24 protein-coding genes are annotated in these 26,703 nt (G+C 68.7%); 19 read left to right on the top strand and 5 right to left on the bottom strand.

All coding sequences use genetic code 11. The features are described 5' to 3' along the window. Positions 1 to 117 precede the first annotated feature (117 nt). The 11 genes from xdhA (at position 118) to KCI33_RS12080 (ending at position 12,921) form a co-directional block, all read left to right on the top strand. Positions 118 to 1,557, top strand: coding sequence for a xanthine dehydrogenase small subunit (gene xdhA, locus KCI33_RS12130; protein WP_212525063.1), 1,440 nt, complete (start codon positions 118 to 120; stop codon positions 1,555 to 1,557). Continuing rightward, positions 1,554 to 3,902, top strand: a complete 2,349-nt coding sequence (xdhB, locus tag KCI33_RS12125) for a xanthine dehydrogenase molybdopterin binding subunit (protein ID WP_212525062.1) — start codon at positions 1,554 to 1,556, stop codon at positions 3,900 to 3,902. Before xdhA ends, xdhB begins: the two co-directional genes overlap by 4 nt. Next, on the top strand, positions 3,899 to 4,834 hold the full coding sequence (xdhC, locus tag KCI33_RS12120) for a xanthine dehydrogenase accessory protein XdhC (RefSeq protein WP_212525061.1): 936 nt from the start codon (positions 3,899 to 3,901) through the stop codon (positions 4,832 to 4,834). The genes xdhB and xdhC overlap by 4 nt, the downstream gene beginning before the upstream one ends. After that, complete coding sequence (locus KCI33_RS12115; RefSeq protein WP_349252206.1) at positions 4,831 to 6,351, top strand: ABC transporter ATP-binding protein; 1,521 nt, start codon at positions 4,831 to 4,833, stop codon at positions 6,349 to 6,351. The genes xdhC and KCI33_RS12115 overlap by 4 nt, the downstream gene beginning before the upstream one ends. A 114-nt stretch (positions 6,352 to 6,465) precedes the next feature. Continuing rightward, positions 6,466 to 7,551, top strand: coding sequence for an ABC transporter permease (locus tag KCI33_RS12110; RefSeq protein WP_212525060.1), 1,086 nt, complete (start codon positions 6,466 to 6,468; stop codon positions 7,549 to 7,551). After that, complete coding sequence (locus KCI33_RS12105) at positions 7,551 to 8,483, top strand: ABC transporter permease (RefSeq protein WP_212525059.1); 933 nt, start codon at positions 7,551 to 7,553, stop codon at positions 8,481 to 8,483. The genes KCI33_RS12110 and KCI33_RS12105 overlap by 1 nt, the downstream gene beginning before the upstream one ends. A gap of 55 nt (positions 8,484 to 8,538) precedes the next feature. Further along, a complete protein-coding gene (locus tag KCI33_RS12100) occupies positions 8,539 to 9,609 on the top strand; it encodes a BMP family ABC transporter substrate-binding protein (protein ID WP_212525058.1) in 1,071 nt (356 codons plus the stop codon). A 193-nt stretch (positions 9,610 to 9,802) separates the two neighbouring features. Further along, entirely contained in the window at positions 9,803 to 10,744 is a 942-nt protein-coding gene (locus tag KCI33_RS12095; RefSeq protein ID WP_212525057.1) for an aldo/keto reductase, read from the top strand. After that, on the top strand, positions 10,741 to 11,823 hold the full coding sequence (locus KCI33_RS12090; protein ID WP_212525056.1) for an FAD-dependent oxidoreductase: 1,083 nt from the start codon (positions 10,741 to 10,743) through the stop codon (positions 11,821 to 11,823). Before KCI33_RS12095 ends, KCI33_RS12090 begins: the two co-directional genes overlap by 4 nt. Before the next feature lie 3 nt (positions 11,824 to 11,826). After that, entirely contained in the window at positions 11,827 to 12,489 is a 663-nt protein-coding gene (locus tag KCI33_RS12085; RefSeq protein ID WP_212525055.1) for a DUF938 domain-containing protein, read from the top strand. Positions 12,490 to 12,573: 84 nt separating this feature from the next. Further along, the gene (locus tag KCI33_RS12080) at positions 12,574 to 12,921 is read left to right on the top strand and encodes a carboxymuconolactone decarboxylase family protein (RefSeq protein WP_212525054.1); all 348 of its coding nucleotides are present in this window, start codon (positions 12,574 to 12,576) and stop codon (positions 12,919 to 12,921) included. Positions 12,922 to 13,193: 272 nt separating this feature from the next. Here KCI33_RS12080 and KCI33_RS12075 read toward each other — a convergent pair whose 3' ends face one another. From KCI33_RS12075 to KCI33_RS12065, 3 genes are all read right to left on the bottom strand, one after another. Then, positions 13,194 to 15,686 carry an FAD-dependent oxidoreductase gene (locus tag KCI33_RS12075; RefSeq protein ID WP_212525053.1) on the bottom strand — a complete coding sequence of 831 codons (2,493 nt, stop codon included), beginning with the start codon at positions 15,684 to 15,686 and terminating at the stop codon, positions 13,194 to 13,196. A 105-nt stretch (positions 15,687 to 15,791) separates the two neighbouring features. Continuing rightward, positions 15,792 to 16,547: a sulfotransferase family protein gene (locus KCI33_RS12070; RefSeq protein ID WP_212525052.1), complete on the bottom strand. Its 756-nt coding sequence runs from the start codon at positions 16,545 to 16,547 to the stop codon at positions 15,792 to 15,794. Positions 16,548 to 16,611: 64 nt separating this feature from the next. Beyond that, positions 16,612 to 17,598 carry a D-glycerate dehydrogenase gene (locus tag KCI33_RS12065; RefSeq protein WP_212525051.1) on the bottom strand — a complete coding sequence of 329 codons (987 nt, stop codon included), beginning with the start codon at positions 17,596 to 17,598 and terminating at the stop codon, positions 16,612 to 16,614. A gap of 124 nt (positions 17,599 to 17,722) precedes the next feature. Between KCI33_RS12065 and KCI33_RS12060 the strand changes: the two genes are divergently transcribed. Beyond that, positions 17,723 to 18,214 (top strand): SH3 domain-containing protein, encoded by a 492-nt coding sequence (locus tag KCI33_RS12060; protein WP_212525050.1) that lies wholly within the window; start codon positions 17,723 to 17,725, stop codon positions 18,212 to 18,214. A gap of 63 nt (positions 18,215 to 18,277) precedes the next feature. Continuing rightward, the gene (locus tag KCI33_RS12055; RefSeq protein WP_212525049.1) at positions 18,278 to 19,150 is read left to right on the top strand and encodes a cation diffusion facilitator family transporter; all 873 of its coding nucleotides are present in this window, start codon (positions 18,278 to 18,280) and stop codon (positions 19,148 to 19,150) included. An 85-nt stretch (positions 19,151 to 19,235) separates the two neighbouring features. Here KCI33_RS12055 and KCI33_RS12050 read toward each other — a convergent pair whose 3' ends face one another. Then, positions 19,236 to 20,279 (bottom strand): D-TA family PLP-dependent enzyme, encoded by a 1,044-nt coding sequence (locus KCI33_RS12050; protein ID WP_212525048.1) that lies wholly within the window; start codon positions 20,277 to 20,279, stop codon positions 19,236 to 19,238. 180 nt (positions 20,280 to 20,459) lie between these two features. Between KCI33_RS12050 and KCI33_RS12045 the strand changes: the two genes are divergently transcribed. From KCI33_RS12045 to KCI33_RS12020, 6 genes are read left to right on the top strand one after another with little or no spacing between them, the layout of a single operon-like run. Continuing rightward, the gene (locus KCI33_RS12045) at positions 20,460 to 21,299 is read left to right on the top strand and encodes a transporter substrate-binding domain-containing protein (RefSeq protein ID WP_212525047.1); all 840 of its coding nucleotides are present in this window, start codon (positions 20,460 to 20,462) and stop codon (positions 21,297 to 21,299) included. Between the two features lie 31 nt (positions 21,300 to 21,330). After that, positions 21,331 to 21,993, top strand: a complete 663-nt coding sequence (locus KCI33_RS12040; protein WP_212525046.1) for an amino acid ABC transporter permease — start codon at positions 21,331 to 21,333, stop codon at positions 21,991 to 21,993. Positions 21,994 to 22,003: 10 nt separating this feature from the next. Next, entirely contained in the window at positions 22,004 to 22,666 is a 663-nt protein-coding gene (locus KCI33_RS12035) for an amino acid ABC transporter permease (RefSeq protein WP_212525045.1), read from the top strand. A 9-nt stretch (positions 22,667 to 22,675) separates the two neighbouring features. Next, positions 22,676 to 23,440 (top strand): amino acid ABC transporter ATP-binding protein, encoded by a 765-nt coding sequence (locus KCI33_RS12030; RefSeq protein ID WP_349252207.1) that lies wholly within the window; start codon positions 22,676 to 22,678, stop codon positions 23,438 to 23,440. Positions 23,441 to 23,455: 15 nt separating this feature from the next. Beyond that, positions 23,456 to 23,842, top strand: a complete 387-nt coding sequence (locus KCI33_RS12025; RefSeq protein WP_212525043.1) for a RidA family protein — start codon at positions 23,456 to 23,458, stop codon at positions 23,840 to 23,842. A 43-nt stretch (positions 23,843 to 23,885) separates the two neighbouring features. Next, complete coding sequence (locus KCI33_RS12020) at positions 23,886 to 24,650, top strand: IclR family transcriptional regulator (protein ID WP_212525042.1); 765 nt, start codon at positions 23,886 to 23,888, stop codon at positions 24,648 to 24,650. Positions 24,651 to 24,662: 12 nt separating this feature from the next. On the opposite strand, the gene KCI33_RS12015 is transcribed toward KCI33_RS12020, so the two are convergent. Beyond that, positions 24,663 to 26,687: a M3 family metallopeptidase gene (locus tag KCI33_RS12015; protein WP_212525041.1), complete on the bottom strand. Its 2,025-nt coding sequence runs from the start codon at positions 26,685 to 26,687 to the stop codon at positions 24,663 to 24,665. Positions 26,688 to 26,703 lie beyond the last annotated feature (16 nt).

Raw genomic sequence — 26,703 nt, 5'->3', positions numbered from 1 at the left:
ACCGCCCGGCACCGGCTTTGCTGGTGGCGATCCGACAGGGAGAGCCCGGCCTTACGCCGCATCGGGCCGGGGAAAACGCGGGAAAACCGCCGAACAGACAGCGGCCCTGGATTCCAGATGCCCGAGATCGCGTTTCTTCTGAACGGAGAGACCGTCCGCCTCGCGGACCCCGCCCCCACCCGCAGCCTGCTCGACTGGCTGCGCGAGAGCCGCCGCCTGACCGGCACCAAGGAGGGCTGCAACGAGGGCGACTGCGGCGCCTGCACGGTGATGGTCACCGACGTCAGGGGCAGCCGCGCCCTGAACGCCTGCCTCCTGTTCCTGCCGCAACTCGACGGCAAGGCGCTGCGCACCGTCGAGGGGCTCTCCGGCCCAGATGGCGAACCCCACCCCGTCCAGCAGGCGATGATCGACCATCACGGCTCGCAATGCGGCTTCTGCACGCCAGGGATCGTCATGTCGCTGGCGGCGGCCCATCTGAACGGCGAAAGCGATTACGACGCCGCGCTCGCCGGCAACCTCTGCCGGTGCACCGGCTACGCCCCGATCCTGCGCGCGGCCCATGCCGCCGCCGATCACCCCGTCCCCAACTGGATGCAGGCCGACCTTGCGGCCGTCTCCGACCCCTCCTTCTTCTGGCCCGAAATATCCTCGGGGGGGCTCGCCGCAGGCGAGCGGGGGGCAGACAGCCCCCCTGCCTCCGGCGCCTTCCGCCCCGCGACATCCGACGAACTGGCAGGGTGGTATCAGGCCCACCCCGAGGCCACGCTGATCGCCGGCGCCACCGATGTCGGGCTGTGGGTGACGAAACAGCTGCGCGACCTCGCGCCGGTGGCTTTCCTGAACGGCTGCGCCGATCTCCGGGAGGTCGAGGTATCCGAGACCGAAATTCGCCTCGGCGCCGGTGTCACCATCGCCGAACTGGGCGCGGTCATGGCCGAATTCCACCCCTCCTTCGCCGCCATGATCGGCCGCTTCGCCTCGGCCCAGGTGCGCGCCGTGGCCACGGTCGGGGGCAACATCGCCAACGGCTCGCCCATCGGCGACACGCCGCCCGCGCTGATCGCGCTGGGCGCGCGGCTGCATCTGCGCCGGGGCGAGGCGCGCCGCGAGATCGCGCTCGAGGATTTCTTCCTTGATTACGGCCGGCAGGACCGCGCGCCGGGCGAGTTCGTGGAGGCCGTCACCCTTCCCCGCCAGCCCGACCGACTGCGGGTCTACAAGCTGTCGAAACGCTTCGACCAGGACATCTCGGCGGTCTGCGGCGCCTTCAACCTGACCATCTGCAACGGCCGGGTGGAGGCCGCGCGCATCGCCTTCGGCGGCATGGCCGGCGTGCCCAAACGCGCCCGGGCCGTCGAGGCGGCGATCACCGGGAAACCCTGGCACGAGGAGACGCTGGCCGCGGCCAACGGCGCCTGGGCGCGGGATTTCGCGCCACTGTCGGACATGCGCGCCTCGGCCGGCTACCGGCTGGCGGCCGCGCGCAACATGCTCTCGCGTTGTTTCCTCGAGGATCTGGGCGCGGCCATCAACGTGCTGGAGGTGCGGGCATGAGCGTGACCCGGCCCCTGCCCCATGACGCCGCGCGCCTGCATGTGACCGGTGAAGCGCGCTATGTCGACGACATCCCCGTGCCGGGCGATGGATTGCACCTGGCTTTCGGCCTGAGCACGATTGCTCGGGGCGGAATCGTGGAGATGGACCTTTCGGCGGTGCGCGCCGCGCCGGGCGTGGTCGCGGTTCTGACGGCCGAAGACCTGCCCTTCGCCAATGACGTCTCGGCAGCGGCCCATGACGAGCCGCTGCTGGCGCAGGGCGAGGTGTTCTATTGCGGCCAGCCGCTTTTCCTGGTGGCGGCCGAGAGCCACATCGCGGCGCGCAAGGCCGCGCGGCTGGGCAAGCTCCGCTATCGCGAGAAACCGGCGATCCTGACCATCGATGAGGCGCTGGCGGCCAATTCGCGGTTCGAGGGCGGGCCCCTGATCTGGTCGCGCGGCGATGCGGCGGCGGCAATCGCGGGGGCGGCGCATGCGATCGAGGGCGTGATCGAGACCGGCGGGCAGGAGCATTTCTACCTTGAAGGCCAGGTCGCGCTCGCCCTGCCGCAGGAAGGCGGCGACATGATGGTCCATGCCTCGACCCAGCACCCGACCGAGATCCAGCACAAGGTGGCCGAGGCGCTGGGCGTTCCCATGCATGCCGTCCGGGTGGAGACCCGCCGCATGGGCGGGGCTTTCGGCGGCAAGGAAAGCCAGGGCAACGCGCTGGCCGTGGCGGCGGCGGTGGCAGCAGCCCTGACCGGCCGGCCCTGCAAGATGCGCTATGACCGCGACGACGACATGGTGATCACCGGCAAGCGGCACGATTTCCGTATTGCCTACCGCGCCGGCTTCGACGGCGCGGGGCGGCTGGCGGGGGTCGAGTTCGTGCATTACGCGCGCTGCGGCTGGGCGCAGGATCTGAGCCTGCCGGTGGCCGACCGCGCCATGCTGCATGCCGACAACGCCTATCTGCTGCCCGCGGTACGGATCGAGAGCCACCGGCTGAAGACCCACACCCAGTCGGCCACCGCCTTCCGCGGCTTCGGCGGGCCGCAGGGGATGGTGGGGATCGAGCGGGTGATGGATCATGTGGCGCATCGCCTCGGTCTCGACCCGCTGGAGGTGCGGCGGCGGAATTTCTACCCCGGGGCGGGAGGGGGGCTGTCTGCCCCCCGCTCGCCTGCGGCGAGCCCCCCCGAGGATATTTCCGGCCAGAAGAAAGAGCCGGGCGTGACGCCCTACGGGCAGGTGGTCGAGGATTTCGTCCTGCACGAGATGGTGACGGCGCTGGAGGAGAGCAGCGAATACGCCGCGCGGCGGGCGGCGGTGGCCGAGTGGAACGCGGCGCACCCGGTGCTGAAGCGCGGGATCGCGCTGACGCCGGTGAAATTCGGGATTTCCTTCACGCTGACGCATCTGAACCAGGCGGGCGCGCTGGTGCATGTCTACCAGGACGGCTCGATCCATCTGAACCATGGCGGGACCGAGATGGGCCAGGGCCTGTTCCAGAAGGTGGCGCAGGTGGCGGCCAGCGCCTTTGGCGTGGGGATGGAGGCGGTGAAGATCACCGCGACCGACACCGCGAAGGTGCCCAACACCTCGGCCACGGCGGCCTCCTCGGGGTCGGACCTGAACGGATTGGCGGTGAAGGCGGCCTGCGACGAGATCCGCGACCGGGTCGCGGCGCATCTGGCCGGGCGCTTCCAGACCGAGCCGCGCAAGGTGCATTTCGAGGCCGGAAAGGTGTTCGTCGGTGGTGAGGAGATGCGCTTCGCCGAGGCCGTGAGGAGTGCTTACGAGGCGCGGGTGAGCCTGAGCGCCACCGGCTTCTACAAGACGCCGAAACTGGCCTGGGACAGGGTGCGGGGCGTGGGGCGGCCGTTTTTCTATTTTGCCTATGGCGCGGCGGTGTCGGAGGTGGTGATCGACACGCTGACCGGCGAGCACCGCATCCTGCGCGCCGATATCCTGCATGACGCCGGGGCGTCTTTGAACCCCGCGCTGGATATCGGCCAGGTCGAGGGCGGCTATGTGCAGGGCGCGGGCTGGCTGACCACCGAGGAGCTGGTCTGGGACGGCAAGGGGCGGCTGATGACCCACGCGCCCTCGACCTACAAGATCCCGGCCTGTTCCGACCGGCCCGACATCTTCAACGTGGCGCTGTGGCAGAACGAGAACCGGGAGGAGACGATCTATCGCTCCAAGGCCGTGGGCGAGCCGCCCTTCATGCTGGGGATCTCGGTGCTGATGGCGCTGTCGGATGCCGTGGCGGCCTGCGGGCCGGGCTACCCGGCGCTCGACGCGCCGGCGACGCCGGAACGGGTGCTGGCGGCGGTGAACCGGGTGGCGCGGGGATGAGCTTCGACGCCGCATCCCTGGGCCGCGCACTGGCCGCACACCCCCGAGTGGCGCGGGTGGTGGTGGCAGGCGTGGAAGGCTCGGCCCCGCGCGAGGTGGGGGCGGCGATGCTGGTCTGGCCCGGCGGGCAGACGGGCACGATCGGCGGCGGAGCGCTGGAATACGAGGCCGCGCGGGCGGCGCGGGCGATGCTGGCGGGCGGGCCTGCGCGACGGCTGGAGCGGCGCGCGCTGGGGCCGGCGCTGGGGCAATGCTGCGGCGGCGCGGTGCGGCTGCTGACCGAGGTATTCGAGGCGGTGCCTGAGGGGACGGTCTTCGCCCGCCCGGTGGCGGGGCCGGCGGAACCGCCGCTGGCGGTGCGGCGTGTGCTGGCGCAGGCGCGCGGCGGCGGGCAGGCGCCGCGGCCGCAGCTCACGCAGGGCTGGATGATCGAGCCGATCTCGCCCCCTGCCCGGCCGCTCTGGATCCACGGCGCGGGCCATGTCGGGCGGGCGCTGGTCCGCACGTTGGCGCCCCTGCCGGATGTCGCGATCACCTGGGTGGACAGTTCCTCTGGCCGCTTCCCCGAGGAAATCCCCGAAGGGGTGACGCAGCTGATCGCCGCCAACCCCGCCGATCTGGTGCCCCATGCGCCGCGCGGCGCCGAGCACCTGATCCTGACCTATTCCCACGCGCTGGACCTGGAGTTGTGCCACCGGTTGCTGGGCCACGGCTTTGCCCGCGCCGGGCTGATCGGATCGGCCACCAAATGGGCACGGTTTCGCAAGCGGCTGCGGCAGTTCGGCCATTCGGACGCCCAAATCTCCCGCATCCGCTGTCCGATCGGGCAGCCGACGCTAGGTAAGCATCCCCAGGCCATTGCCGTGGGCGTGGCCGCCGAGCTACTAAACCCTTCGACTGCCACCCAAGCCGCAAAGGATGCCGCAAGGTGACACCGCTTCTGACCGTCGAGGGGCTGACCAAGGCCTATCCGGGCGTCGTGGCCAACGATCATGTCTCCTTCGACGTCATGCCGGGCGAGGTCCATGCGCTGCTGGGCGAGAACGGTGCCGGGAAATCGACGCTGGTCAAGATGATCTACGGGCTGGTGAAGCCCGATTCCGGCCGCATGACCCTGCGCGGCGCGCCCTTTGAGCCGGCCGAGCCGCGTGCCGCGCGCGCGGAAGGAGTGGCGATGGTGTTTCAGCATTTCTCGCTGTTCGAGGCGCTGAACGTGGCCGAGAACGTGGCGCTCGGCATGGAGGCCCCGCCGCCCCAGCACCAGCTCGCCGCGCGCATCCGCGAGGTGTCCGAGACCTACGGCCTGCCGCTCGATCCCGGGCGGATCGTGGGCGACCTGTCGGCGGGCGAACGGCAGAGGGTGGAGATCATCCGCTGCCTGCTGCAGGACCCGAAGCTGCTGATCATGGACGAGCCGACCTCGGTGCTGACGCCGCAGGAGGTCGGGATCCTGTTCGAGACCCTGCGCAAGCTCGCGGCCGAGGGCACGGCGATCCTCTATATCTCGCACAAGCTTGAGGAGATCCGCGCACTCTGCGACGCGGCCACCATCCTGCGGCTGGGCAAGGTCGTGGACAGCTGCGACCCGCGTGAGAAATCCGCGGCCGAACTGGCCGAGATGATGGTGGGCGCCAAGCTGCGCCGCCCCGAACGCGCCAAACGCGCGCTGGGCGAGGTGGTGGTGGAACTCGACGGCCTGTCGCTCCCCCCCGCCTCGCCCTTCGGCACGCCGCTGCGGGACATCTCCTTTCGCGTGCGCGCGGGCGAGGTGCTGGGCATCGGCGGCGTCGCCGGAAACGGGCAGGACGAGCTGTTGGCGGCGCTGTCGGGCGAGGCGCAGACCCGGCCCGAGGCAATCCGCCTTCACGGGGCGCCAATCGGCCATCTCGACCCCAACCCGCGCCGCCGTATCGCGGTGTTGGCCGCCCCGGAGGAGCGCCTCGGCCACGCCGCCGCCCCCGACATGAGCCTGACCGAGAACGCCCTGCTGACCGCGGCCATCCGGCAAGGCCTCGCGGTCAACGGTTTCCTGAAATGGCCCGCCGCGCGCGCCTTCGCCGAAAAGATCATCGAGACCTTCGACGTCCGCACGCCGGGGGCCGGCAACGCGGCGCGGGCGCTGTCGGGCGGGAACCTGCAGAAATTCGTGATCGGACGCGAGGTGCTGCAGCGCCCCGAACTGCTGGTGGTGAACCAGCCGACCTGGGGCGTCGATGCCGCCGCCGCCGCCGCGATCCGGCAGGCGCTGCTGGACCTCGCGGCCAGCGGCGCGGCCGTGATCGTGATCAGCCAGGACCTGGACGAACTGTTGGAAATCTCCGACCGCTTCGCGGCGCTGAACGAGGGACGGCTTACCGCGCCGCGCCCCGCCGACGGCCTCACCCTCGAGGAGATCGGCCTGATGATGGGTGGCGCCCATGACATGGAGGTCGCGCATGTGGACGGGTGAGAAGAACTTTCATGCCTCCGGCGGGAGTATTTCCCGTCAAGAAGAAGGGGGCTTCTTCTTGGTCAAAATACTCATGGCGCTGCGCTCCCGGCCCGCCCCCGCGGGAGAGGTTGCATGATCCGGCTGGAGAAGCGCCCCGCGCCCTCGCGGTTCTGGGCGGGGCTCACACCCGTTCTCGCAGTGCTGGCCACGATGGCGGCGGGCGCGGTCCTGTTCGCGGCGCTGGGCAAGGACCCGGTCGAGGCGATCCGGACGATTTTCTGGGACCCGCTGTTCCATGAAAGCTTCGCCGCCTATTCGCGGCCGCAGCTTATGGTCAAGGCGGGGCCGCTGATCCTGATCGCGATCGGCCTGAGCCTCGGTTTCCGGGCCGGGATCTGGAACATCGGGGCCGAGGGGCAATACATCATGGGGGCGATCTGCGGGGCGGGCGCGGGTCTGGCCCTCTACCCGTCGGAGAGTTTCCTGCTCTTCCCGCTGATGGTGGCGGCAGGCGCGCTTGGCGGCTGGGGATGGGCGATGATCCCGGCGGTGCTGAAGACGCGCTTCGGCACCAACGAGATCCTGGTCTCGCTGATGCTGGTGTATGTGGCCGAGAACATCCTGGCCTCGGTGTCGTCGGGGCTGCTGCGCAATCCCGAGGGGATGGGCTTTCCCGGGTCGCGCAACCTGCAGCAATGGGCGGCCGCGGCCAACCCCGAGCTGATCGCCAACACCGGCATGCATTGGGGTGTGGTCACGGCTTTCGTCGCGGTGATCTTCGCCTATGTGCTGCTGAACCGGCACATGCTGGGCTTCCAGATCCGGCTGACGGGGCAGAGCCCGCGGGCGGCGCGCTTCGCCGGGGTGGACCCCGCGCGGCTGATCCTGATCTGCCTGGGGCTGTCGGGCGCTCTGGCCGGGGCGGCGGGGCTGTTCGAGGTCGCGGGGCCCGCGGGCCAGATCAGCATCGATTTCGGCTCGGGCTACGGGTTCACCGCGATCATCGTGGCCTTCCTCGGGCGGCTGCACCCGGTGGGCATCCTGCTGGCGGGGCTCTTGATGGCGCTGACCTATATCGGCGGCGAACTGGCGCAGCTGATGCTGGGCCTGCCCTCGGCCGCGATCCAGCTGTTCCAGGGGATGCTGCTGTTCTTCCTGCTGGCGATGGACATGTCCGCCAACTACCGCGTCCGCATCGGCAAGCCTGAGGTGGCGTGATGGACCTGTCGGCAATCAACCCCGTCCTTCTGGTCGCCTCTCTGATGGTTGCGGCGACGCCGATCCTGCTGGCCGCGATCGGCGAGCTGGTCGTGGAGAAATCGGGCGTTCTGAACCTCGGGGTCGAGGGGATGATGATCACCGGCGCAGTCTGCGGCTTCGTCGTCGCGGTCGAGACCGGAAGCCCGGCGCTGGGCTTCGTCTGCGCCGCGCTGGGCGGGGCGGCGCTGGCGCTGCTGTTCGGGCTGCTGACGCAATACCTGATGTCGAACCAGGTGGCGACCGGCCTGGGGCTGACCCTGTTCGGGCTGGGGCTGTCGGCGCTGATCGGGCAAAGCTATGTGGGCATCAAGGCCCCCGCCACGCCGCGGCTGGAAATCCCCCTTCTGTCGGACCTGCCGGTGCTGGGGCGGATCGTGTTCTCGCATGACCTGATGGTCTACCTGTCGCTGGCGCTGGTGGCCGGGGTCTGGATGCTGCTGAAATACAGCCGCGCCGGGTTGATCCTGCGCGCGGTGGGCGAGAACCACGAGGCGGCGCATGCGCTGGGCTACAAGGTGATCCGCATCCGGCTGACGGCGATCGCCTTCGGCGGGGCCTGCGCGGGGCTGGGCGGCGCCTATCTGAGCCTCGTGCGCGTGCCGCAATGGACCGAGGGCATGACCGCAGGCGCGGGCTGGATCGCGCTGGCGATCGTGGTCTTCGCCTCGTGGCGGGCCTGGCGGGTGCTGCTGGGCGCCTATCTGTTCGGCGGGATCACCGTGCTGCAACTGAACCTCCAGGCCGCCGGCGCGGCGATCCCGGTCGAGGTCCTGTCGATGAGTCCCTATCTGATCACCATCCTCGTGCTGGTGGTCATGTCCGCCGGACGCGCGCGCGCGGCGCTGAACGCGCCGGCCTCTCTGGGCCGCGTCTTTCACGCCTCGAACTAGGGGCAGCTGCCAACCGCGGGCGGTTGCGCCCGCATTCAACCTGGGAGACATTTTCATGAACCTCACCACCCTTCTTGCCGGCGCGGCGCTGGCGCTGGGCCTTGCCGGGGCGGCCGCGGCCGAGCCCACCAAGGTCGGCTTCGTCTACGTCGGGCCGATCGGCGACGGCGGCTGGAGCTATGAGCACAACCAGGGCCGCCTGGCCGTGGAGGAGCATTTCGGCGACGCGGTCGAGACCATCTACCAGGAAAACGTGCCCGAAGGGGCGGACGCCGAGCGCGTGCTGACCCAGATGGCGCTGTCCGGCGCCGACCTGATCTTCACCACCTCCTTCGGCTACATGGACCCCACCATCAACGTGGCCAAGAAATTCCCGAACGTGAAATTCGAACATGCCACCGGCTACAAGCGCGCCGAGAACGTCTCGACCTATTCGGCCCGCTTCTACGAAGGTCGCGCCGTCCAGGGCACCATCGCGGGCCGCATGACGAAATCGAACATCGTCGGCTATATCGCCTCCTTCCCGATCCCCGAGGTCGTCCGCGGCATCAATTCGGCCTATATCCACGCCCGCAAGGTGAACCCGGACGTGCAGTTCAAGGTGATCTGGGCCTATACCTGGTTCGACCCGGCGAAAGAGGCCGACGCCGCGCAGGCGCTGATCGAACAGGGCGCCGACGTGATCCTGCAGCACACCGATTCCTCCGCGCCGCAAGCCGCAGCCGAGAAGGCGGGCGGCGTGATCACCTTCGGCCAGGCCTCGGACATGGCCGAATACGCACCGCTGCCGCGGGTCAGCTCGATCATCGACAACTGGGCGCCCTATTACATCGCCCGGACCCAGGCGGTGATCGACGGCACCTGGGCGTCGGTCGACACCTGGGACGGCATCGGCCCGGGCATGGTCAAGATCGGCGAGATTTCCTCCGCCGTTCCCGAAGAGGTGAAGGCCGAAGCGCTGGCGCTGAAAGACGCAATCGCGTCGGGCGCATATCACCCCTTCACCGGCCCGCTGAACAAGCAGGACGGCACGCCCTGGCTGGCCGAGGGCGAAGTGGCCGATGACGGCACCCTGGCGGGGATGAATTTTTACGTCGAGGGGCTGACCGGCGATATCCCGCAATAATCGGCGCGCCCCAAAAGGACAGGAAGGCCCGGGAGGTATCTCCCGGGCCTTTTCCTTGGGCATGGCCGCGGCCCCGGCGCCCCTTCTGCCCGGACCGGCGGGCCAGGCGCCCGGCGATATGCCGGGACGCGCGGCCCACTTTGCTTGCCCGAAGCTGCGCCGCCCGTTAGGTCTTGGGGAAAAGGAGACCCGCATGACCCAGCCCCCCGTCCTCATCAGCCGCAACGGCACCCCGGCCAGCCGCTATTCCTTCGGCACGATGCAGTTCGGCGGGCGCGCCGACGCCGCGCAGTCACGCGCCATGTACGACGCCTGCCGGAGCGCCGGCATCACCTTCTTCGACACCGCGCACGTCTACAACGCGGGCGCCTCCGAGACCCTGCTGGGCGAATTCGCAGGACCTGAGCGCGACAGCCTGGTCATCGCCACCAAATGCGGGATGGAGGGCGGCTGCGGCGCCGAAAACATCGCCCGCCAGTTCGACGAAAGCCGCCAGAGGCTGGGCATGGATCACGTCGATATCCTCTACCTGCACCGCTGGGACGGCGAGGCGACGCTGGAGGAAAGCTTCGGCGCGCTGGCCGAGCTGAAGCAGGCGGGAAAGATCTCCCATGTGGGCGTCTCCAACTACGCCGCCTGGCAAATCATGAAGGCCGCCTGCGTGGCCGCGCGCTTCGATCTGGCCATCACCATCCTGCAGCCGATGTACAACCTCGTGAAGCGCCAGGCCGAGGTGGAGATCCTGCCCATGGCCGCCTCCGAAGGCTTCCACGTCACGCCCTATTCGCCGTTGGGCGGCGGGTTGCTGACCGGGAAATACGCCGCCGGCCAGGGCGGCCGGCTGCTGGAGGACGACAATTACCGGGCGCGCTACGGGCTGGGCTGGATGCACGAGGCCGCCGCCGCGCTGGCCGGCATCGGGCAGGAGCTGGGCGTCAGCCCGGCCACGCTGGCCGTGGCCTGGGCCGCGCGCCACCCGGCGGTGACCGGGCCGATCCTATCGGCGCGCAACCTGGAGCAGCTTCAGCCCTCGCTCGCCGCGATCGGCTTCGAGATGCCGGACGAACTCTACGCCCGCATCACAGCGCTCAGCCCCACCCCCGCCCCGGCGACAGACCGGCTGGAGGAGGCATGACCGGCGACATTATCGTCATCGGAGGCGGCATCGCAGGACTGTCGGCGGCCGCCCGCATGTCGGCGCTGGGCAAGGTGACGGTGCTGGAGGCCGAACCGGCCACCGGCTACCACGCCTCCGGCCGCTCGGCCGCGCTGTTCGAGATCACCTATGGCCACCCGATCGGCGTGATGCTGAACGAGGCGAGCCAAGACTACCACATGACCGCCCACGGCGGCGTGCTCAGCCCGCGCGGGCTGATGATCGTGGCACGCGCCGAGGACGACGCCGATTTCGAAAAAGATCTGGTCGAGATGCGCATGACCGAGATCGGCATCGACGAGGCGCGCGCGCTGATCCCGATCTTCAACCCCGAAACGGTGGCGCGCGCCGGCCATCACGACGCGGCATGGGATATCGACACCGACCTGCTGATGCAGAACTTCATCCGCGATCTGCGCGGCAACGGCGGCCAGGTGCTGACCCGCCAGCGCGTCACCGCCATCCGCCGCATGGGCGCGCTCTGGCAGGTGGAGACCGCGGCCGGAGAGACATTCGAGGCCGCGATCCTCGTCAACGCCGCCGGCGCCTGGGTCGACGAGATCGCGAAACTGGCCGGCGTCACGCCGCTGGGCTTCACCCCCCTGCGCCGCTCGATGGCGCGCCTGCCCGCGCCGGGCGGCCACGACGTCAGCAGCTGGCCGATGGTCTTTGCCTGCGGCGAGCGCTGGTATGCCCGGCCTGACGCCGGCAAGCTGCTGGTCTCCCCCTCGGAGGAGGACCCGGCCGAGCCGCATGACGCCTGGGCCGACGACATGGTGCTGGCGGAGGGGCTCGCGCGCTATGAGGAAATGGTGACCGAGCCGGTGACCCGGCTGGAGACCTCCTGGGCGGGGCTGCGCACCTTCGCCCCCGACCGCGCGCTGGTGATCGGCCCCGACCCGGAACAGCCCGCCTTCTTCTGGCATGCGGGCCAGGGCGGCACCGGGTTCCAGACCTCGCCCGCCGCCAGCCAACTCGCCGCAGACGTGCTGGCCGGGCGCGCGCCTGACCTTGGGACGGAAATCGCGCGCCGGCTCAACCCCGCGCGGTTCCGCTGACCGATGCCCCCACGCAAGCTGCACCTGCCCGACACCGTGGCCCTGGGCGACAGCACCGCCGACGGGCGCCGCTTCGCCCCCTCGGCCGGGCGCAACGCCGCGCCGATCCTTGAGCTGCTGACGCGCGAGGCCCCGTCGCGGGGACGTGCGCTGGAACTCGCCAGCGGCACCGGCCAGCATGTGCGCGCCTTCGCCGAGGCGCTGCCGGGGCTCGACTGGCAACCCAGTGACCTGGCCCCCCAGAACCTGAACTCGATCCGCGCCTGGGCCACCGCCGAGGGCGCGCCGGACAATCTGGCCGGGCCGATCCTGCTCGACGCCGCGCAGCCCGGCTGGGCCGCCGATCTGGGCCCGTTCGACCTGATCGTCACCGTGAATCTGCTGCACCTGATCAGCGCGGCCGAGGCCGAGACCCTCCTCTCCGAGGCCGCCCGCGCCCTCGCCCCCGGCGGGCTGCTGTTCCTCTACGGCCCGTTCCGCCGCAAGGGAGGCTTTGCCAGCGCAAGCGACGCCGCCTTCCACGCGCGGCTCACCGAACAGGATCCCGGGATCGGCTACAAATCCGTGGATCAGATCGCGGCCTGGCTGCATGCAGCGAGGCTGACCGAGGTGCGCACGGTCGGGATGCCGGCCAACAACCTGACCTTCCTCGCCCGGAAAACCTGACTTTTCGCCGCCGGTTTGACCCGGATCAAGGCCCCGCCGGCGCGGGGCTGGTTTCTCTCTCACGGAAAACCACAGGAGACCGCCATGAGATGGATCGAAAAACGCGAAACGACAAAGGACCAACTGCGCTGCCTGAACAAGGCGATCCCCGAGGCCGCCCGCGGCTTCGCCACGCTGTCCCGCGCGGTCAAGGAAAGCGGCCCGCTGGAGTTCAAGACCAAGGAATTCGTCGCCCTGGGCATCGCCGTCGGACTGCGCTGCGAGGCCTGCATCGTGCTGCACATGGAGGCGCTGATCCGCGCCGGCGCTACCCGCGAAGAGGTCGGCGACGTGCTGGCCATGTCGATCCAGATGGGCGGCGGCCCGGCCATGATGTATGCCGCCAAGGCGATGGAATGTTTTGACGAACTGATGGCGGAAAAGGGCGCCTGAGCCCCTGTTTCGGCCGCTGCGCGGCCGAAGCCTCCGGCGGGGATATTTCAGGCCAGAAGAAAGGGATTGTTCACCTTTTCCGGCCACGCTCGGCCTCGCGGTACAGGCGGGGACGCCGATGACCGCGCCAGGAGAAAACCCCTTGCAGCCCAGACAGCTGCGAGGGGCCGCTTTGTTCTTCTGGCCTCAAATATCCCCGCCGGAGGCACCCGGCCACGCGCACGCGGGGCCGGGGGAATGTCTTGCACCGCAGGCGCAGCTTTGGGCCCCGCTCAGCCGTCCTTGCGGACCGCCTCGTTCTTCGGGTCATAGGGACTGTCCTCGACCACCTCGGCCGGCCAGAGCCGGTCGAACATCCTGACCTTCAGCTTCGTGCCGGGCACGGCCCGTTCGGGCGTCACATAGCCCATGCCGATCGACCTGCCGAAGGCCACCGAATAGCCGCCCGAGGTCAGGCGCCCCACGCGGGTCTCGCCGTCATAGAGCGCCTCGCGCCCCCAGGGATCGGCGTCCTCCGGCCCGTCGATCAGCAGGGTGCAGCATTTGGCGCGGATGCCGGTGTCCTGCATCGCGCGCTTGCCGTGGAACTCTTTGGAGAGGTCCACGAAGCGCGGCAGGTCGGCCTCCAGCGGTGTGGCGTCGCGGCCGAGTTCATTGCCGAAGGCGCGGTAGCTCTTCTCCTGCCGCAGCCAGTTCTGCGCGCGGGCGCCCACCAGCTTCAGCCCGTGCTTTTCGCCTGCCCGTTCCAGCAGATCGAAGAGGTAGTTCTGCATCTCGACCGGGTGATGCAGCTCCCAGCCCAGTTCGCCGGTATAGGCGACGCGGAGGGCGCGCACCGGGCACATGCCCAACTCGATCTCGCGGGCCGAGAGCCAGGGGAAGCGCGCGTTGGACAGCGCGCTGTCCGGCGCGGCATCCTTGATCACCTCTTTCAGCACGTCGCGCGTTTTCGGCCCGGCGATGGCGAAAACGCCCCACTGGGCGGTGACGTCCTGGATCTCGACATAGCCGAACTCGCCCGCCTTGTCGGCGGCAGCCTTGCGCAGGCAATCGGCGTCATAGGCGGTCCACGCCCCGGCCGAGACCATGTAATATTCATCCTGGTCCAGCCGCACGATGGTGTATTCGCTACGCACCGTTCCCGCGGCGGTCAACGCGTAGGTGAGGTTGATGCGGCCGACCTTGGGCAGCCTGTTGCAGGTGAACCAGTCGAGGAAGGCGGTCGCGCCCGGCCCCTTGACCACATGCTTGGCGAAGGCGGTGGCGTCGATCAGGCCGACGCCTTCGCGGATCGCCCTGGCCTCCTCCGCCGCGTATTGCCACCAGCCGCCACGGCGGAAGCTGCGCGCGGCGTGGTCGTCGAAGCCTTCGGGCGCATAGTAATTCGGCCGCTCCCAGCCGTTCACCTGCCCGAACTGCGCGCCGCGCGCCTTTTGCCGGTCATAGGCGGGCGCGGTGCGCAGCGGGCGGCAGGCCGGGCGCTCCTCGTCGGGGTGGTGGAGGATGTAGACATGCTCATACGCCTCCTCGTTCTTGCGGGCGGCGTATTCGGTGGTCATCCAGGACCCGTAGCGTCTGGGATCGAGGCTGGCCATGTCGATCCCGGCCTCGCCCTCGACCATCAGCTGCGCCAGGTAATGGCCCGAGCCGCCGGCGGCGGTGATGCCGAAGCTGAACCCCTCGGCCAGCCACATGTTGCGCAGCCCCGGCGCGGGGCCGAGCAGCGGGTTGCCGTCGGGGGTGTAGCAGATCGGACCGTTGAAATCGTCCTTCAGCCCCACCGTTTCCGAGCTGGGGATGCGGTGGATCATGGACATGTATTCCTCCTCGATCCGCTCCAGGTCGAGGGGGAAGAGGTCGGCGCGGAAGCTGTCGGGCACGCCGTATTCGAACCGCGCCGGCGCGCCGCGCTCGTAGGGCCCGAGGATCCAGCCGCCGCGCTCCTCGCGCACATACCACTTGGCGTCGGCATCGCGCAGCACCGGGTGCTCGGGGTTGCCGGCCTTGCGGTATTCAACCAGCGCCGGGTCGGGCTCGGTCACGATGAACTGGTGTTCGACCGGGATCGCGGGGATCTTGATCCCCAGCAGGCGCGCGGTGCGCTGGGCGTGGTTGCCGGTGGCGGTGACGACATGTTCGGCGGTGATGACGGCGCGTTCCCCGGTGGGCACGAGGTTGCCGCCCTTCTCGGCCATCCGGGTGCAGGTGACCCTCCACTCGGAGCCGGTCCATTCATAGCCGTCAACCTGCCACTTGCGCTCGATCGTCACGCCGCGCTGGCGGGCGCCCTTGGCCATGGCCATGGTCACGTCGGCGGGGTTTATGTAGCCGTCGGTCGGGTGATAGAGGGCACCCTTCAGATCCTCGGTGCGCAGCAGCGGCCAGCGGGCCTTTATCTGGTCCGGCGTCATCCATTCATAGGGCACGCCGCAGGTCTCGGCCGTGGAGGCGTAGAGCATGTATTCGTCCATGCGCGCCCGGCTTTGGGCCATCCGCAGGTTGCCCACCACGGCAAAACCGGCGTTGAGGCCGGTCTCTTCCTCCAACGTCTTGTAAAACCGGATCGAGTAGTCGTGGATATGGGTCGTCGCGTAGGACATGTTGAAATAGGGCAACAGCCCCGCCGCGTGCCAGGTGGAGCCCGAGGTCAGTTCGTCACGCTCCAACAGCATCACATCCGGCCAGCCCGCGCGGGCCAGGTGATAGGCGATCGAGGTGCCGACGGCGCCGCCGCCGACGACCAGGGCTTTGACATGGGTTTTCATGGCCGCGACTCTCTGCTGTGACTGGGCGTTGGGCCCAGTTACGCAAAATCCGCGCGCTCAGGCACGTTTCATCCGACCCAACATGGCGCGAAACCGACGCGCGGCTCAGCGCATATCGTACCCGAAGGCCTCGAAATCGCGGGCGAAGAGGCGGTTGACGATCTCGGTCTCCTGCGGGCCGTAGGCCGCGCCCACCTTGTCGCGCGCGCCGGTGGTCTTGCCCGCCTGCACCATGCCCTGAGAGGCGTCCGCCCCCCAGATCGTGGCGACGACATGGGCGAGATCGGCGTCGAGGGTCTCCACTCGGCCGATGAAATCGAACATCTCCAGCGGCAGCAGCATGATGTCGATCTGCGGCGCCCAGTGCATGTCGACGTAAAGGTTGCCGTCGTCGAGATAGCGACAGAAATCGGCGAAACTCGGCGTGGCGTCCGAGCCGAACCAGTCGCGGAAGGCGCGTTCCTGCGGCTTGTGGCCGAGGATCTTGTCCTGGAAGGCCGACAGCGTGCGCGCGTAGGGGTCGCGCACCACGGTGAACTTGAACGCCTCCTCCACCAGCCGCTCCACGTCGCGGGCATTCAGATAGGAGGGGCGCAGGAAATGGTCCTTGGGGTCGCTGTCCTTGGCGAAGGGGCGGCGATAGGTGGAATGCTGGCGCAGGGTGTGGGTGATGGTGGAATTCGCGGCCTTGGGCACGCGGTTGTAGAAGAACGGCTCGACCGGCGAATAGGCGCCGCGCGGGTCCACCTTGAAGAACCCCATCGGCCCCTCATAGGGGAAGCGGCGGTAGAAGGGACGCAGCCGCGCCGCCCAGCGGCTGGCCGCGTGGTTCACTTTCAGCTTGAGATCGTCCCGGCCCATCGCCCGCCTCCGAATTCGCCTGTCCCGGCTTTAGCCCAGCGCCATGCCCGCGGCAACGCGGGGGTCACAGCATCGAGGGCACCACCAGGTCCGGCGGACGGTGGCCGTCCGCGAAGGTCTTGATGTTGATGATCACTTTCTCGCCCATCTCGATCCGGCCCTCGACGGTCGCCGAGCCCATATGCGGCAGCAGCACCACGTTGGGCAGTTCGCGCAGGCGCGGGTTGATCTGGTGGCCATGCTCGAACACGTCGAGGCCGGCGCCCGCGATCTCGCCCGCGCGCAGCATCCGGGTCAGGGCGTTCTCGTCGATCACCTCGCCGCGCGAGGTGTTCACGACCACCGCGCCGGGCTTCATCAGCTTCAGCCGCCGCGCGTTCAGAAGGTGGAAGGTGGACGGCGTGTGCGGGCAGTTGACCGAGATCACGTCCATCCGGCTGACCATCTGGTCGAGGCTCTCCCAATAGGTCGCCTCCAGCTCCTCCTCGATCTGCGGATGCACGCGCTTGCGGTTGTGGTAATGCACCTGCATGCCGAAGGCCCGGGCCCGGCGCGCCACCGCCTGCCCGATCCGCCCCATGCCGAGGATACCCAGCCGCCGCCCCGCGATGCGCCCGCCGAGGAAGGCGGTGGGCGCCCAGCCCTCCCACTCGCCGGACTGCATCATCGCCAGCCCCTCAGGGATGCGCCGCACCACCGCGAGCATCAGCGCGATGGTCATGTCGGCGGTGTCCTCGGTCGCCACGCCGGGGGTGTTCGACACCAGGATGCCGCGCTGGCGGGCGGTGTGGACGTCGATATGATCGACGCCCGCGCCGTAATTGGCGATCAGCTTCAGCCGGTCGCCGGCGCGCGCCAGCATCGCCTGGTCGATCTGGTCGGTGACGCAGGGGACCAGCACATCGGCGCGCTCCATCGCCGCGACCAGCTCCTCGCGGGTCATCTTGGCGTCGGTTTCCGAAAGCTCGACATCGAAGAGTTCCTTGAGCCGGGTCTCGACCGGTTCGGGCAACCGTCGCGTCACGACAACACTCAGGCGTTGAGTGGGCATGCGGAACCTCCCTGTGCTTTCCTTGCGCCTTGCATATTGGCAAACTGTCCGAGAACGGGGCAAGGCACAAGACCCCGTCGGGCAAGCGACAAGAAGACTTCGCTACAGAGGCATCGAGGCGGGCATGCGCATTTTTCTCACCGTGCTTGGGACGGTTCTTTTGCTGGTCTCGGCGGCCGCCGCGGCCGAGCGCGGGCCGGTCACCAACCTGCCCGTGCCGCGCTTCGTGTCGCTGAAGGCGGCCGAGGGCAACGTGCGCCGCGGGCCCAGCCTGACGCACCGCATCGACTGGGTCTACAAGCGCCGCAACATGCCGCTGGAGATCACCGCCGAATACGGCCACTGGCGTCGCGTGCGCGACCGCGACGGGCTGGGCGGCTGGATGCATTATTCGCTGCTGTCGGGCGTGCGCACGGTGATCGTGGAGACCGACATGCTGCCGCTGCGCCGCCGCCCCGCCGCAGACGCCCCCGTCGCCGCCCATGCCGAGCTGGGCGTGGTGGCGCGGCTGGGCGCGTGCAATCAAGACTGGTGCGAGATCAGCGCCGAGGGCGCGTCAGGCTGGGTGCCCAAGACGGGCCTGTGGGGCGTGCAACCCGATGAGGTCCGCGACTGACCTCTTGCGCGCCGCGCGCGGGCCGCGCTAGTCAGGCCATGCCTGCCTGCAAGGAGTCACCTCATGTCCAGAGACACCCACCTGAACCTTTCCGCGGGGCTGGCCTCGGTCCTCGTGGCGCTGACGCTGGTCGCGTTGAAGCTGTGGGCGCTGGGGGCCACGGGGGCGCTGTCGATCGCCGCGTCGCTGGCGGATTCGGCGCTGGACCTGATGATCTCGCTCGGGGGGCTGGCCGCGATCTTCTACGCCGCGAAACCCCCGGATGACGACCACGCCTTCGGCCACAGCTCGGCCGAGGACCTGGCCGCGCTGGGCCAGGCGGTGTTCATCCTCGCCTCCAGCGGGCTGATCGCCTGGGCCGCGGTCGCGCGGCTGCAGTCCGAGGCGCCACCGCCGCTGGCAAGCGAGGGGCGCGGGGTGCTGGTCATGGCGGCCTCGATCGCGCTGACGCTGGGGCTGGTGCTGTGGCAGCGCCGCGTGGCGCGGCGCACGGGCAGCAAGGTGGTGCGCGCGGACTCGCTGCATTACATCGGCGACCTCGTCCCCAACCTGGGCGCGATCGCCGCGCTCTGGACCTCGGCCCAGTTCGGGCTGACCCAGGTGGACAGCGTGGTGGCGATCGGCGCCGCGGCGATGCTGGCGGTGGGGGCGCTGGGCATCGGCAAGGGCGCCTGGGACGCGCTGATGGACCGCGCCGCCGATCCCGAGGTTGTGGCCGGCATCGAGGCGATCGTGAAGGGCTGGCCGGGGCTGCACGGCTATCACGACTTCCGCACGCGCTCCTCCGGGTCCACTGTCTTCGTGAACCTGCATATCGAGCTGGACGGCGAGTTGACGCTGACCGAGGCGCATGACATCGGCGCGGGGCTGAAGCGCGCGATCCTGACGGCCTATCCCGGGACCGATGTGATCATCCACAAGGACCCGGTGCGCTGAGCGGCCCGGGCCGGGGCGCCCGGCCCGGCCCTTCGGAACGCCGCCACGGCGGACCGCACCCGCGGCATGGGCCGCGGGGCGGGCTTCACCTCACCTTGCCGCGCGCGGCGACCGGGACACTCTCCAGCCGGCCGTCGGGATGGCGCAGGATGACCGCGTCGAACAGGTTCGAGACCACGCAGACATGGTTGGGGATGATCGTGATCTCGTCGCCCACCTGCGGATCCCAGCCCGAGCCGGTCAGGTCGATATGGCCGTGCTCCTCCGACAGGCCTACGATCCGCGCCTCGGGCGCCTCGACGATCAGGCCGTAATCCGGCAGCCCCAGCAGATCGGATGTCAGCGCCTTGGAGCCGGCGTCGATGATCGCGCGGTCCGCGGCCGGGCGCGAGATGACGGTGGCGTGCAGCCTGGCCGCGCAATCCTCGGCGCCGCAGGCACCCATCGCGATCAGCGAGCGGTCGTTGTAGATATAGGTGCCGGCACGGTGCTCCGTCGCCGAGCGGAACTCGGCCAGGTCGCCGAGATTGGGCGTGCCGCCGTTGCTGATCACCGGGCAGGGCAGCCCCTCGGCCTTCAGCAGGTCGCGGGCGCGGGCCAGCCATTGGTCGACCTCGTGGCTGCCGCGCATCGGCGGATAGGTCATCAGCCCGTCGAGCCTCAGCCCCGGCAGCGCATGGATGCGGCGGGCCAGCGCCAGCGCCTCCTCGGGCGACTGCACGCCGCAGCGCGCCGCGCCGGTGTCGCATTCGATCAGCACCGGCAGCGGCTCGGCCTCATTGGCAAAGCGGTCCGACAGGCCCTGCGCCACCGTCTCGTTGTCGCAGGTCACGCTGAGCCGGCAGCGCCGCGCCAGCGCGGCCAGCCGGTCGAGCTTGTCCAGCCCGAGGATGTTGTAGGTGATCAGGATGTCCTCGATCCCCGCATCGGCCATCACCTCGGCCTCGCCGACCTTCTGGCAGGTGATCCCGATCGCCCCCGCCTCGATTTGCCGGCGCGCCATGAGGGGCAGCTTGTGGGTCTTGATATGGGGCCGCGTCTTCAGTCCGGCAGCCTCCGCAAGCTGCTGAAATCGGGCGATATTCCGGTCAACTGTCGAAAGGTCGACGACAAGGCAGGGCGTGTCCATTCCGTGGCATCTTTCCTGGCTGAGGCGCCCCGATGGGGCAGGGTGATTGCGGAAATCATATTGACACGTCGCGCCGGGGCTGGCTAGCGTAAATCCACAAAGCCGGAATGCAATCCGGTATAACGGAATTCTAATTTCCGACCGATCACCCGCAGAAATGCCCCAACAGTGGAGACACCCATGACCCCTCTCAAGACCCTCTTCGCCGGTCTGGCGATGACCGCGCTCGGCGCCGGCGCCGTGCAGGCGCAGGACGGCAGCAAGCTTCAGGAGGTGCTCGACCGCGGCCACCTGATCCTCGGCACCGGCTCGACCAACCCGCCCTGGCATTTCATCGACCAGGAGAACAAGCTGACCGGCTTCGACGTCGACATGGGCCGGCTGGTCGCGAAGGCGCTGTTCGGCGACCCCGACAAGATCGAGTATGTCCAGCAGTCCAGCGACGCGCGCATCCCGAACCTCGTCACCGACAAGGTCGACCTGACCTGCCAGTTCATGACCGTCACCGCCGAGCGCGCCCAGCAGGTCGAGTTCACCATCCCCTACTACCGCGAAGGCGTCGGCCTGCTGCTGATGGCCAACGGCGATTACGCCGATTACGACGCGCTGAAGGCCGCCGGGTCGGATGTCACCGTGGCCGTTCTGCAGAACGTCTATGCCGAGGAAATGGTGCACGCCGCACTGCCGCAGGCCACGGTGGATCAGTATGACAGCGTCGACCTGATGTACCAGGCGCTCAACTCGGGCCGGGCCGAGGCTGCGGCCACCGACCAGTCCGCCCTGCGCTGGTTCATGGTCCAGAACCCCGGCCGCTATACCGACGCCGGCTATGGCTGGAACCCGCAGAGCTATTCCTGCGCGATCAAGCCGGGCGACCAGCGCTGGCTGAACTTCGTCAACACCGTGCTGCACGAGGCCATGACCGGGGTCGAATTCCCGTTCTACTCGGACAGCTTCGCCAAGTGGTTCGGCACCGAGCTGGAGAATCCGCAGATCGGCTTCCCGGTCGAATACAAGTAAGCGCGGACACCGGCATCCCGGAGGACGGAACTTGGACTACGATTTCAACTTCGCCGTCATATGGCGCAACTGGGACCTGCTGGCCTCGGGGCTGGGTCTCGGCCTGTTCCTGGCCGTGGTCTCCATCGCCATCGGCTGCGTGATCGGTCTGGTTGCCGCCTTCGGGATGCTCTCCAAACACCGCGTGTTGCGGTGGCTCTCGCTGAGCTATGTCTCGGCGATCCGCAACACGCCCATCCTGGTGCTGATCCTGTTCACCTATTTCGCCCTGCCGCAGCTGGGCGTGGCGCTGGAAAAGATCCCCTCCTTCATCCTGACGCTGTCGCTCTATGCCGGGGCCTACCTCTCCGAGGTCTTTCGCGCCGGTCTCGTCGCCCAGCCCAAGGGCCTGCGCGAAGCTGGGCTCGCCATCGGCCTGACGGAGCTGAAGATCAGGGCCTACATCATCGTCCCGGTGATGCTGCGAAATGTGCTGCCGTCGCTGTCGAACAACTTCATCTCGCTGTTCAAGGACACCTCGCTCGCCGCCGCCATCGCCGTGCCCGATCTGACCTTCTACGCGCGCAAGATCAACGTCGAAAGCTTCCGCGTGATCGAGACATGGATGGTCGCCTCGCTGATCTATGTCGCCACCTGCTACGCGATCGCGGCCGTGCTGCGCCGGCTCGAGCGCCGGCTGGCCATTCCGCGCTGAGGAGACCGAGATGGATCTTTCCCTTTTTCTCGACAACCTGTGGAATGCCCGGATGAGCCTGCTTGCGGGCTTTGGCAACACGCTGCTGATCTCGCTGGTCGCGGTGATCCTGGGATCGGGCCTGGGCGTGCTGGTGGGGCTCGCGCTCAGCTACGGCAACCTCGCCACCCGCTTCGTCCTGCGCGTCTATACCGATTTCCTGCGCGGCACGCCGGTCTTCGTGCTGATCCTCGCCTGTTTCTATGTGCTGTCGGTCGTGGGCGTCGACCTGTCGGCGTTCCAGGCGGGCGTTCTGGCCCTGACGCTGTTCTGCTCGTCGCATGTGGGCGAGATCATCCGCGGCGCGCTGGCCGCCATCCCGAAGGGCCAGACCGAGGCCGCGAAATCCATCGGGCTGACCTTCGGGCAGACCTTCGCCTCTGTCCTGCTGCCGCAGGCGCTGCGCCAGATCCTGCCCACCTGGGTCAACACCGCGACCGAGATCGTCAAGGCATCGACCCTGCTGTCCATCATCGGCGTGGTTGAACTGCTGCTGGCCACGCAGCAGGTGATCTCGCGCACCTATCTCAGCCTCGAATTCTACTTCTTCGCGGGCTTCGTCTACTGGCTCCTGAACTTTTTGATCGAGCAGGCCGGCCGCGCCGTGGAGCGCCGCGTCTCGATCCCGCAATAAGGCATGACCATGACCCCCGTCCTGAAAATCACCGACCTGCACAAGAGCTTCGGCGATGTGAAAGTGCTCACGGGCATCGACCTGACGGTGCAGAAGGGCGATGTCGTCTCGCTGATCGGCTCGTCCGGCTCGGGCAAGACGACGCTGCTGCGCTGCGTCAACCTGCTGGAGGAGTTCGAGCGCGGCACGATCGAGATCGCGGGCGAGGCCATCGGCTACCGCGAGGAGGGCGGCCGGCGGCGGCGCCTGCCCGAACGCCAGATCGCGCGGCAGCGCGCGATGACCGGCATGGCCTTCCAGCAGTTCAACCTCTTTCCCCACATGACGGCGCTGAAGAACGTCATGCTGGGGCTGGTCAAGACCAAGAAGCTCGGCCAGGACGAGGCCCGCGCCATTGCCGAGAAATGGCTCGACCGGGTCGGCATGATCGAGCGCAAGGATCATTTTCCGGGCCAGCTGTCGGGCGGCCAGCAGCAGCGCGTGGCCATCGCCCGCGCCATCGCCATGAACCCGCAGCTGATGCTGTTCGACGAGGTCACCTCCTCGCTCGACCCCGAACTGGTGCAGGAGGTTCTGGCCGTGGTGCGCGACCTCGCCGCCGACGGCATGACCATGCTGATCGTCACCCATGAAATGCGCTTCGCCCGGGACGTGTCGACCAAGGTGGTCTTTATGGATCAGGGCCGCATCGCCGAGGAGGGCCCGCCCGAAGCGGTCTTCGGCGCGCCGAAATCCGAACGACTGGCGGGCTTCCTCGCCAATTCCGAAATCTGACAAAGGAGAACCCACATGACCATCAAGCGATACGGTGTCGGCGAAGGAAAAGGCAGCGGGCAGCGGGCGCTGCCCTTCGCCAAGGCGACGCAGGCCGACGGCTGGCTCTATGTTTCCGGCCAGACCCCCATGCGCGACGGCGAGATCGCCGGGCATGGCATCGTCGAACAGTCGAAGATCGCCATTGAGAACATGCTGCAGATCGTCAAGGACGCGGGCTACGGCGTCGAGGACATCATGCGGGTCGGCGTCTGGCTCGACGATCCGCGCGATTTCTGGAGCTTCAACGGCGTGTTCGAGCAGTATTTCGGCGACCATCCCCCGGCGCGGGCTTGCGTCCAGTCCGCCATGGTGGTGGACTGCAAGGTCGAGGTCGATTGCATCGCCTATCGCAAACCGTGATCTGTCGCCGGCTCCCCTTTCCGGCCGCCGGAAGGAGTGAGCCATGAAGGATCTGAACGCGCGAAAGCGGGCGCGCGGCATCGACCGCGCGTTCGACATTCTCGACCACCTGCGCGCGGTCAAGCACCCGCAGCGCCCAGGCGAGATCGCGCAGGCGCTGGGCGCGCCGAAATCCACCGTCTACGACCTGGTGGCGACGCTGGTCGAACACGGCATGCTGGAAACCGTCGACAGCCAGGGCAATGTCTTTCTCGGCCGGCGGCTCTATTTCCTCGGGCTCGCCTATCAGGAGCATTTCGACCTGGCGCGCGAAGCCGGCGTCCTGCTCAAGGAGATCACGGCGCAAACCTCCGAGACCTCGCAGTTCTGCATGCTCGACGGCGAGAAATACACCGTGGCGATGATGTGCGAGGGCAGCCGCCCGTTCCGCATCAGCGCCGATGTCGGGGAACGGACGCCGATCCCCTGGACGGCCTCCGGCCGGCTGCTGCTCGGCGGCATGGCCGACGAGGAGATCCTGACCCTGATCCCGCCCGAGGATTTCACCCTGCCAAGCGGCGAGCGGATGAATCGGGACGCCTTCCTCGCCGAAGTCCGCGCGGCAAGCAGGCAGGGCTTCTTCTCCTTCGACAGCATCGTCGATTCCTTCACGCATTGCTTTGCCGCGCCGGTCTATGACGAGGCGGGCAAATGCGTGGCGACCCTCTGCATCGTCGCGCCGAAGGAAGACGCGCGCGCCAATTACGACACCTACAAACAGATCCTGATCGACGCGGGGCGCAGCCTGAGCGATCTGCTGCGGGGCTGAGCGGCCGTCGCCTTACGCAGGCAGCAGGCCGCGCCCCTTCAGCAGCGCCTCGACCCCCGGCAGGCGGCCGCGGAAGGCGGTGTAAAGCTCCTCTGCCTCGCGCGCGCCGCCCCGCGAAAGGATGAACCGCTCCAGCCGCTCGGCGACCTCCGGGTCGAAGGCGCCCTCGGCCTCCTCGAAGGCCTCGAAGGCGTCGGCATCCATCACCTCGGACCACATGTAGCTGTAATAGCCGCTGGAATAGCCGTCCCCGGCAAAGACATGGGCGAAATGCGGCGTGGCGTGGCGCATGGCGATGGCCTGCGGCATGCCGATTTCCGCCAGGACCTCGGCCTCTCGCTCCATCGGGTCGGCCGGCGCCGCGCCCTCGTGAAAGGCCAGGTCGACCAGAGCCGAGGCGATGTATTCCACCGTCTGGAACCCCATGTCATGGCTGGCCGCCGCCAGCAGCCGGTCGAGCAGATCCTTGGGCATGGGCGCGCCCGTCTCGGCATGGGTGGCGAACTCGGCCAGCACCTCGGGCACTTCCAGCCAATGTTCGAACAACTGGCTGGGCAGTTCCACGAAATCGCGCGCCACCGAGGTGCCGGAGATCGACTCGTAGGTCACGTCCGACAGCATCTGGTGCAGCGCGTGGCCGAATTCGTGGAACAGCGTCCGCGCGTCGTCATAGGACAGCAGCGCCGGCTCCCCCGCCGCGGGCTTGGCGAAGTTGCACACGTTGTGCACGACGGGCCGCACCGCCCCGCCCAGCTTCTTCTGCGACCGACTGGCCGAACACCACGCGCCCGAGCGTTTCGAGCCGCGCGCGAAATAATCGCCGATGAAGACCGCCAGATGCGCCCCGTCCCGCGTCACCTCCCACGCCCGCGCGTCGGGGTGGTATAGCGCCACGTCGAGCGGCGCGAATTCCAGCCCGAACAGGCGGTTGGCGCAGGCGAACGCCGCCTCGATCATCCGGTCGAGCTGCAGGTAGGGCTTCAGTTCCGCCTCGTCGAGGTCATGGCGGATCTTGCGCTGCCGTTCCGTGTAATAGCGCCAGTCCCAGGGCTCCAGCCGGCCGTTGACGCCGTCCTCGTGCATCATCCGCTCCAGATCCTCCGCGTCGGCCTCGGCCGCGGCGCGGGCGGGTCGCCAGACCTGCATCAGCAATTCGCGCACGCGGGCGGGCGTCTTGGCCATCTCGGTCTCCAGCTTGAAACTGGCGAAATCGGGATAGCCCAGCAGATGCGCGCGCTCCTCGCGCAGCTTCAGGATCTCGGCGGTGATGGCTCGGTTGTCGGTCTCGCCATCGTTGGCCCCGCGCGCGCCCCAGGCGCGGAAGGCCTTCTCACGCAGTTCGCGACGGGGCGAGAATTGCAGGAAGGGCACGATCAGCGACCGCGACAGCGTGACAACCGGCTCCTCCGCGCCTTTCTCCGCCCCCGCGGCGCGGGCGGCGGCCACCACGAAACCGGGCAGCCCCTCGAGATCGGCCTCGGAAAGTTCCATGAACCATTCGCGCTCATCAGCCAGCAGGTTCTGCGTGAACTGCGTGCCCAGCACCGACAGCCGCGCCATGATCCCGCGCAGCCGGTCGCGCGCCGCGCCCTCCAGCCGCGCGCCCGCCCGCACGAAGCCGCGCCGCGTCAGCATCAGCACCCGCGCCTGTTCCTCGTCCAGACCCAGCGCCGCGCGCCCCGCCCACAGCGCCTCGACCCGCGCGAACAGCGCCGCGTTCAGCGTCACGTCCGAGGAATAGGCCGCCAGTTTCGGCGCGAACTCCCGCTGCAACGCCTCGCGCGCAGGGTTGCTGTCGGCGCCCGCAACCGAATAGAACACGCCCAGAACGCGCCCCAGCGCCGCGTCGGCCAGTTCCAGCGCCTCGATGGTATTGGCGAAGCTGGGCGCCTCGGGGTTCTCCGCGATCGCGGCCACATTGGCCCGCGCCTCTGCCAGCGCCGCCTCCAGCGCGGGCCCGAAATCCGCGTCCGAGATCTCGGCATAGGGCGGAATTTCAAACGGCGTGGTCCACGGGGCGAGCAGCGGGTTGGTCATCGGAATCTCCTTTGCC

It is taken from the genome of Actibacterium sp. MT2.3-13A, from assembly GCF_018139985.1.
In the GTDB taxonomy this organism is placed as follows: Bacteria; Pseudomonadota; Alphaproteobacteria; order Rhodobacterales; family Rhodobacteraceae; genus JAGSOU01.
The sequence above is the reverse complement of the archived record's forward strand: the minus strand, read 5'-3'. Positions and strand labels throughout refer to the sequence as shown.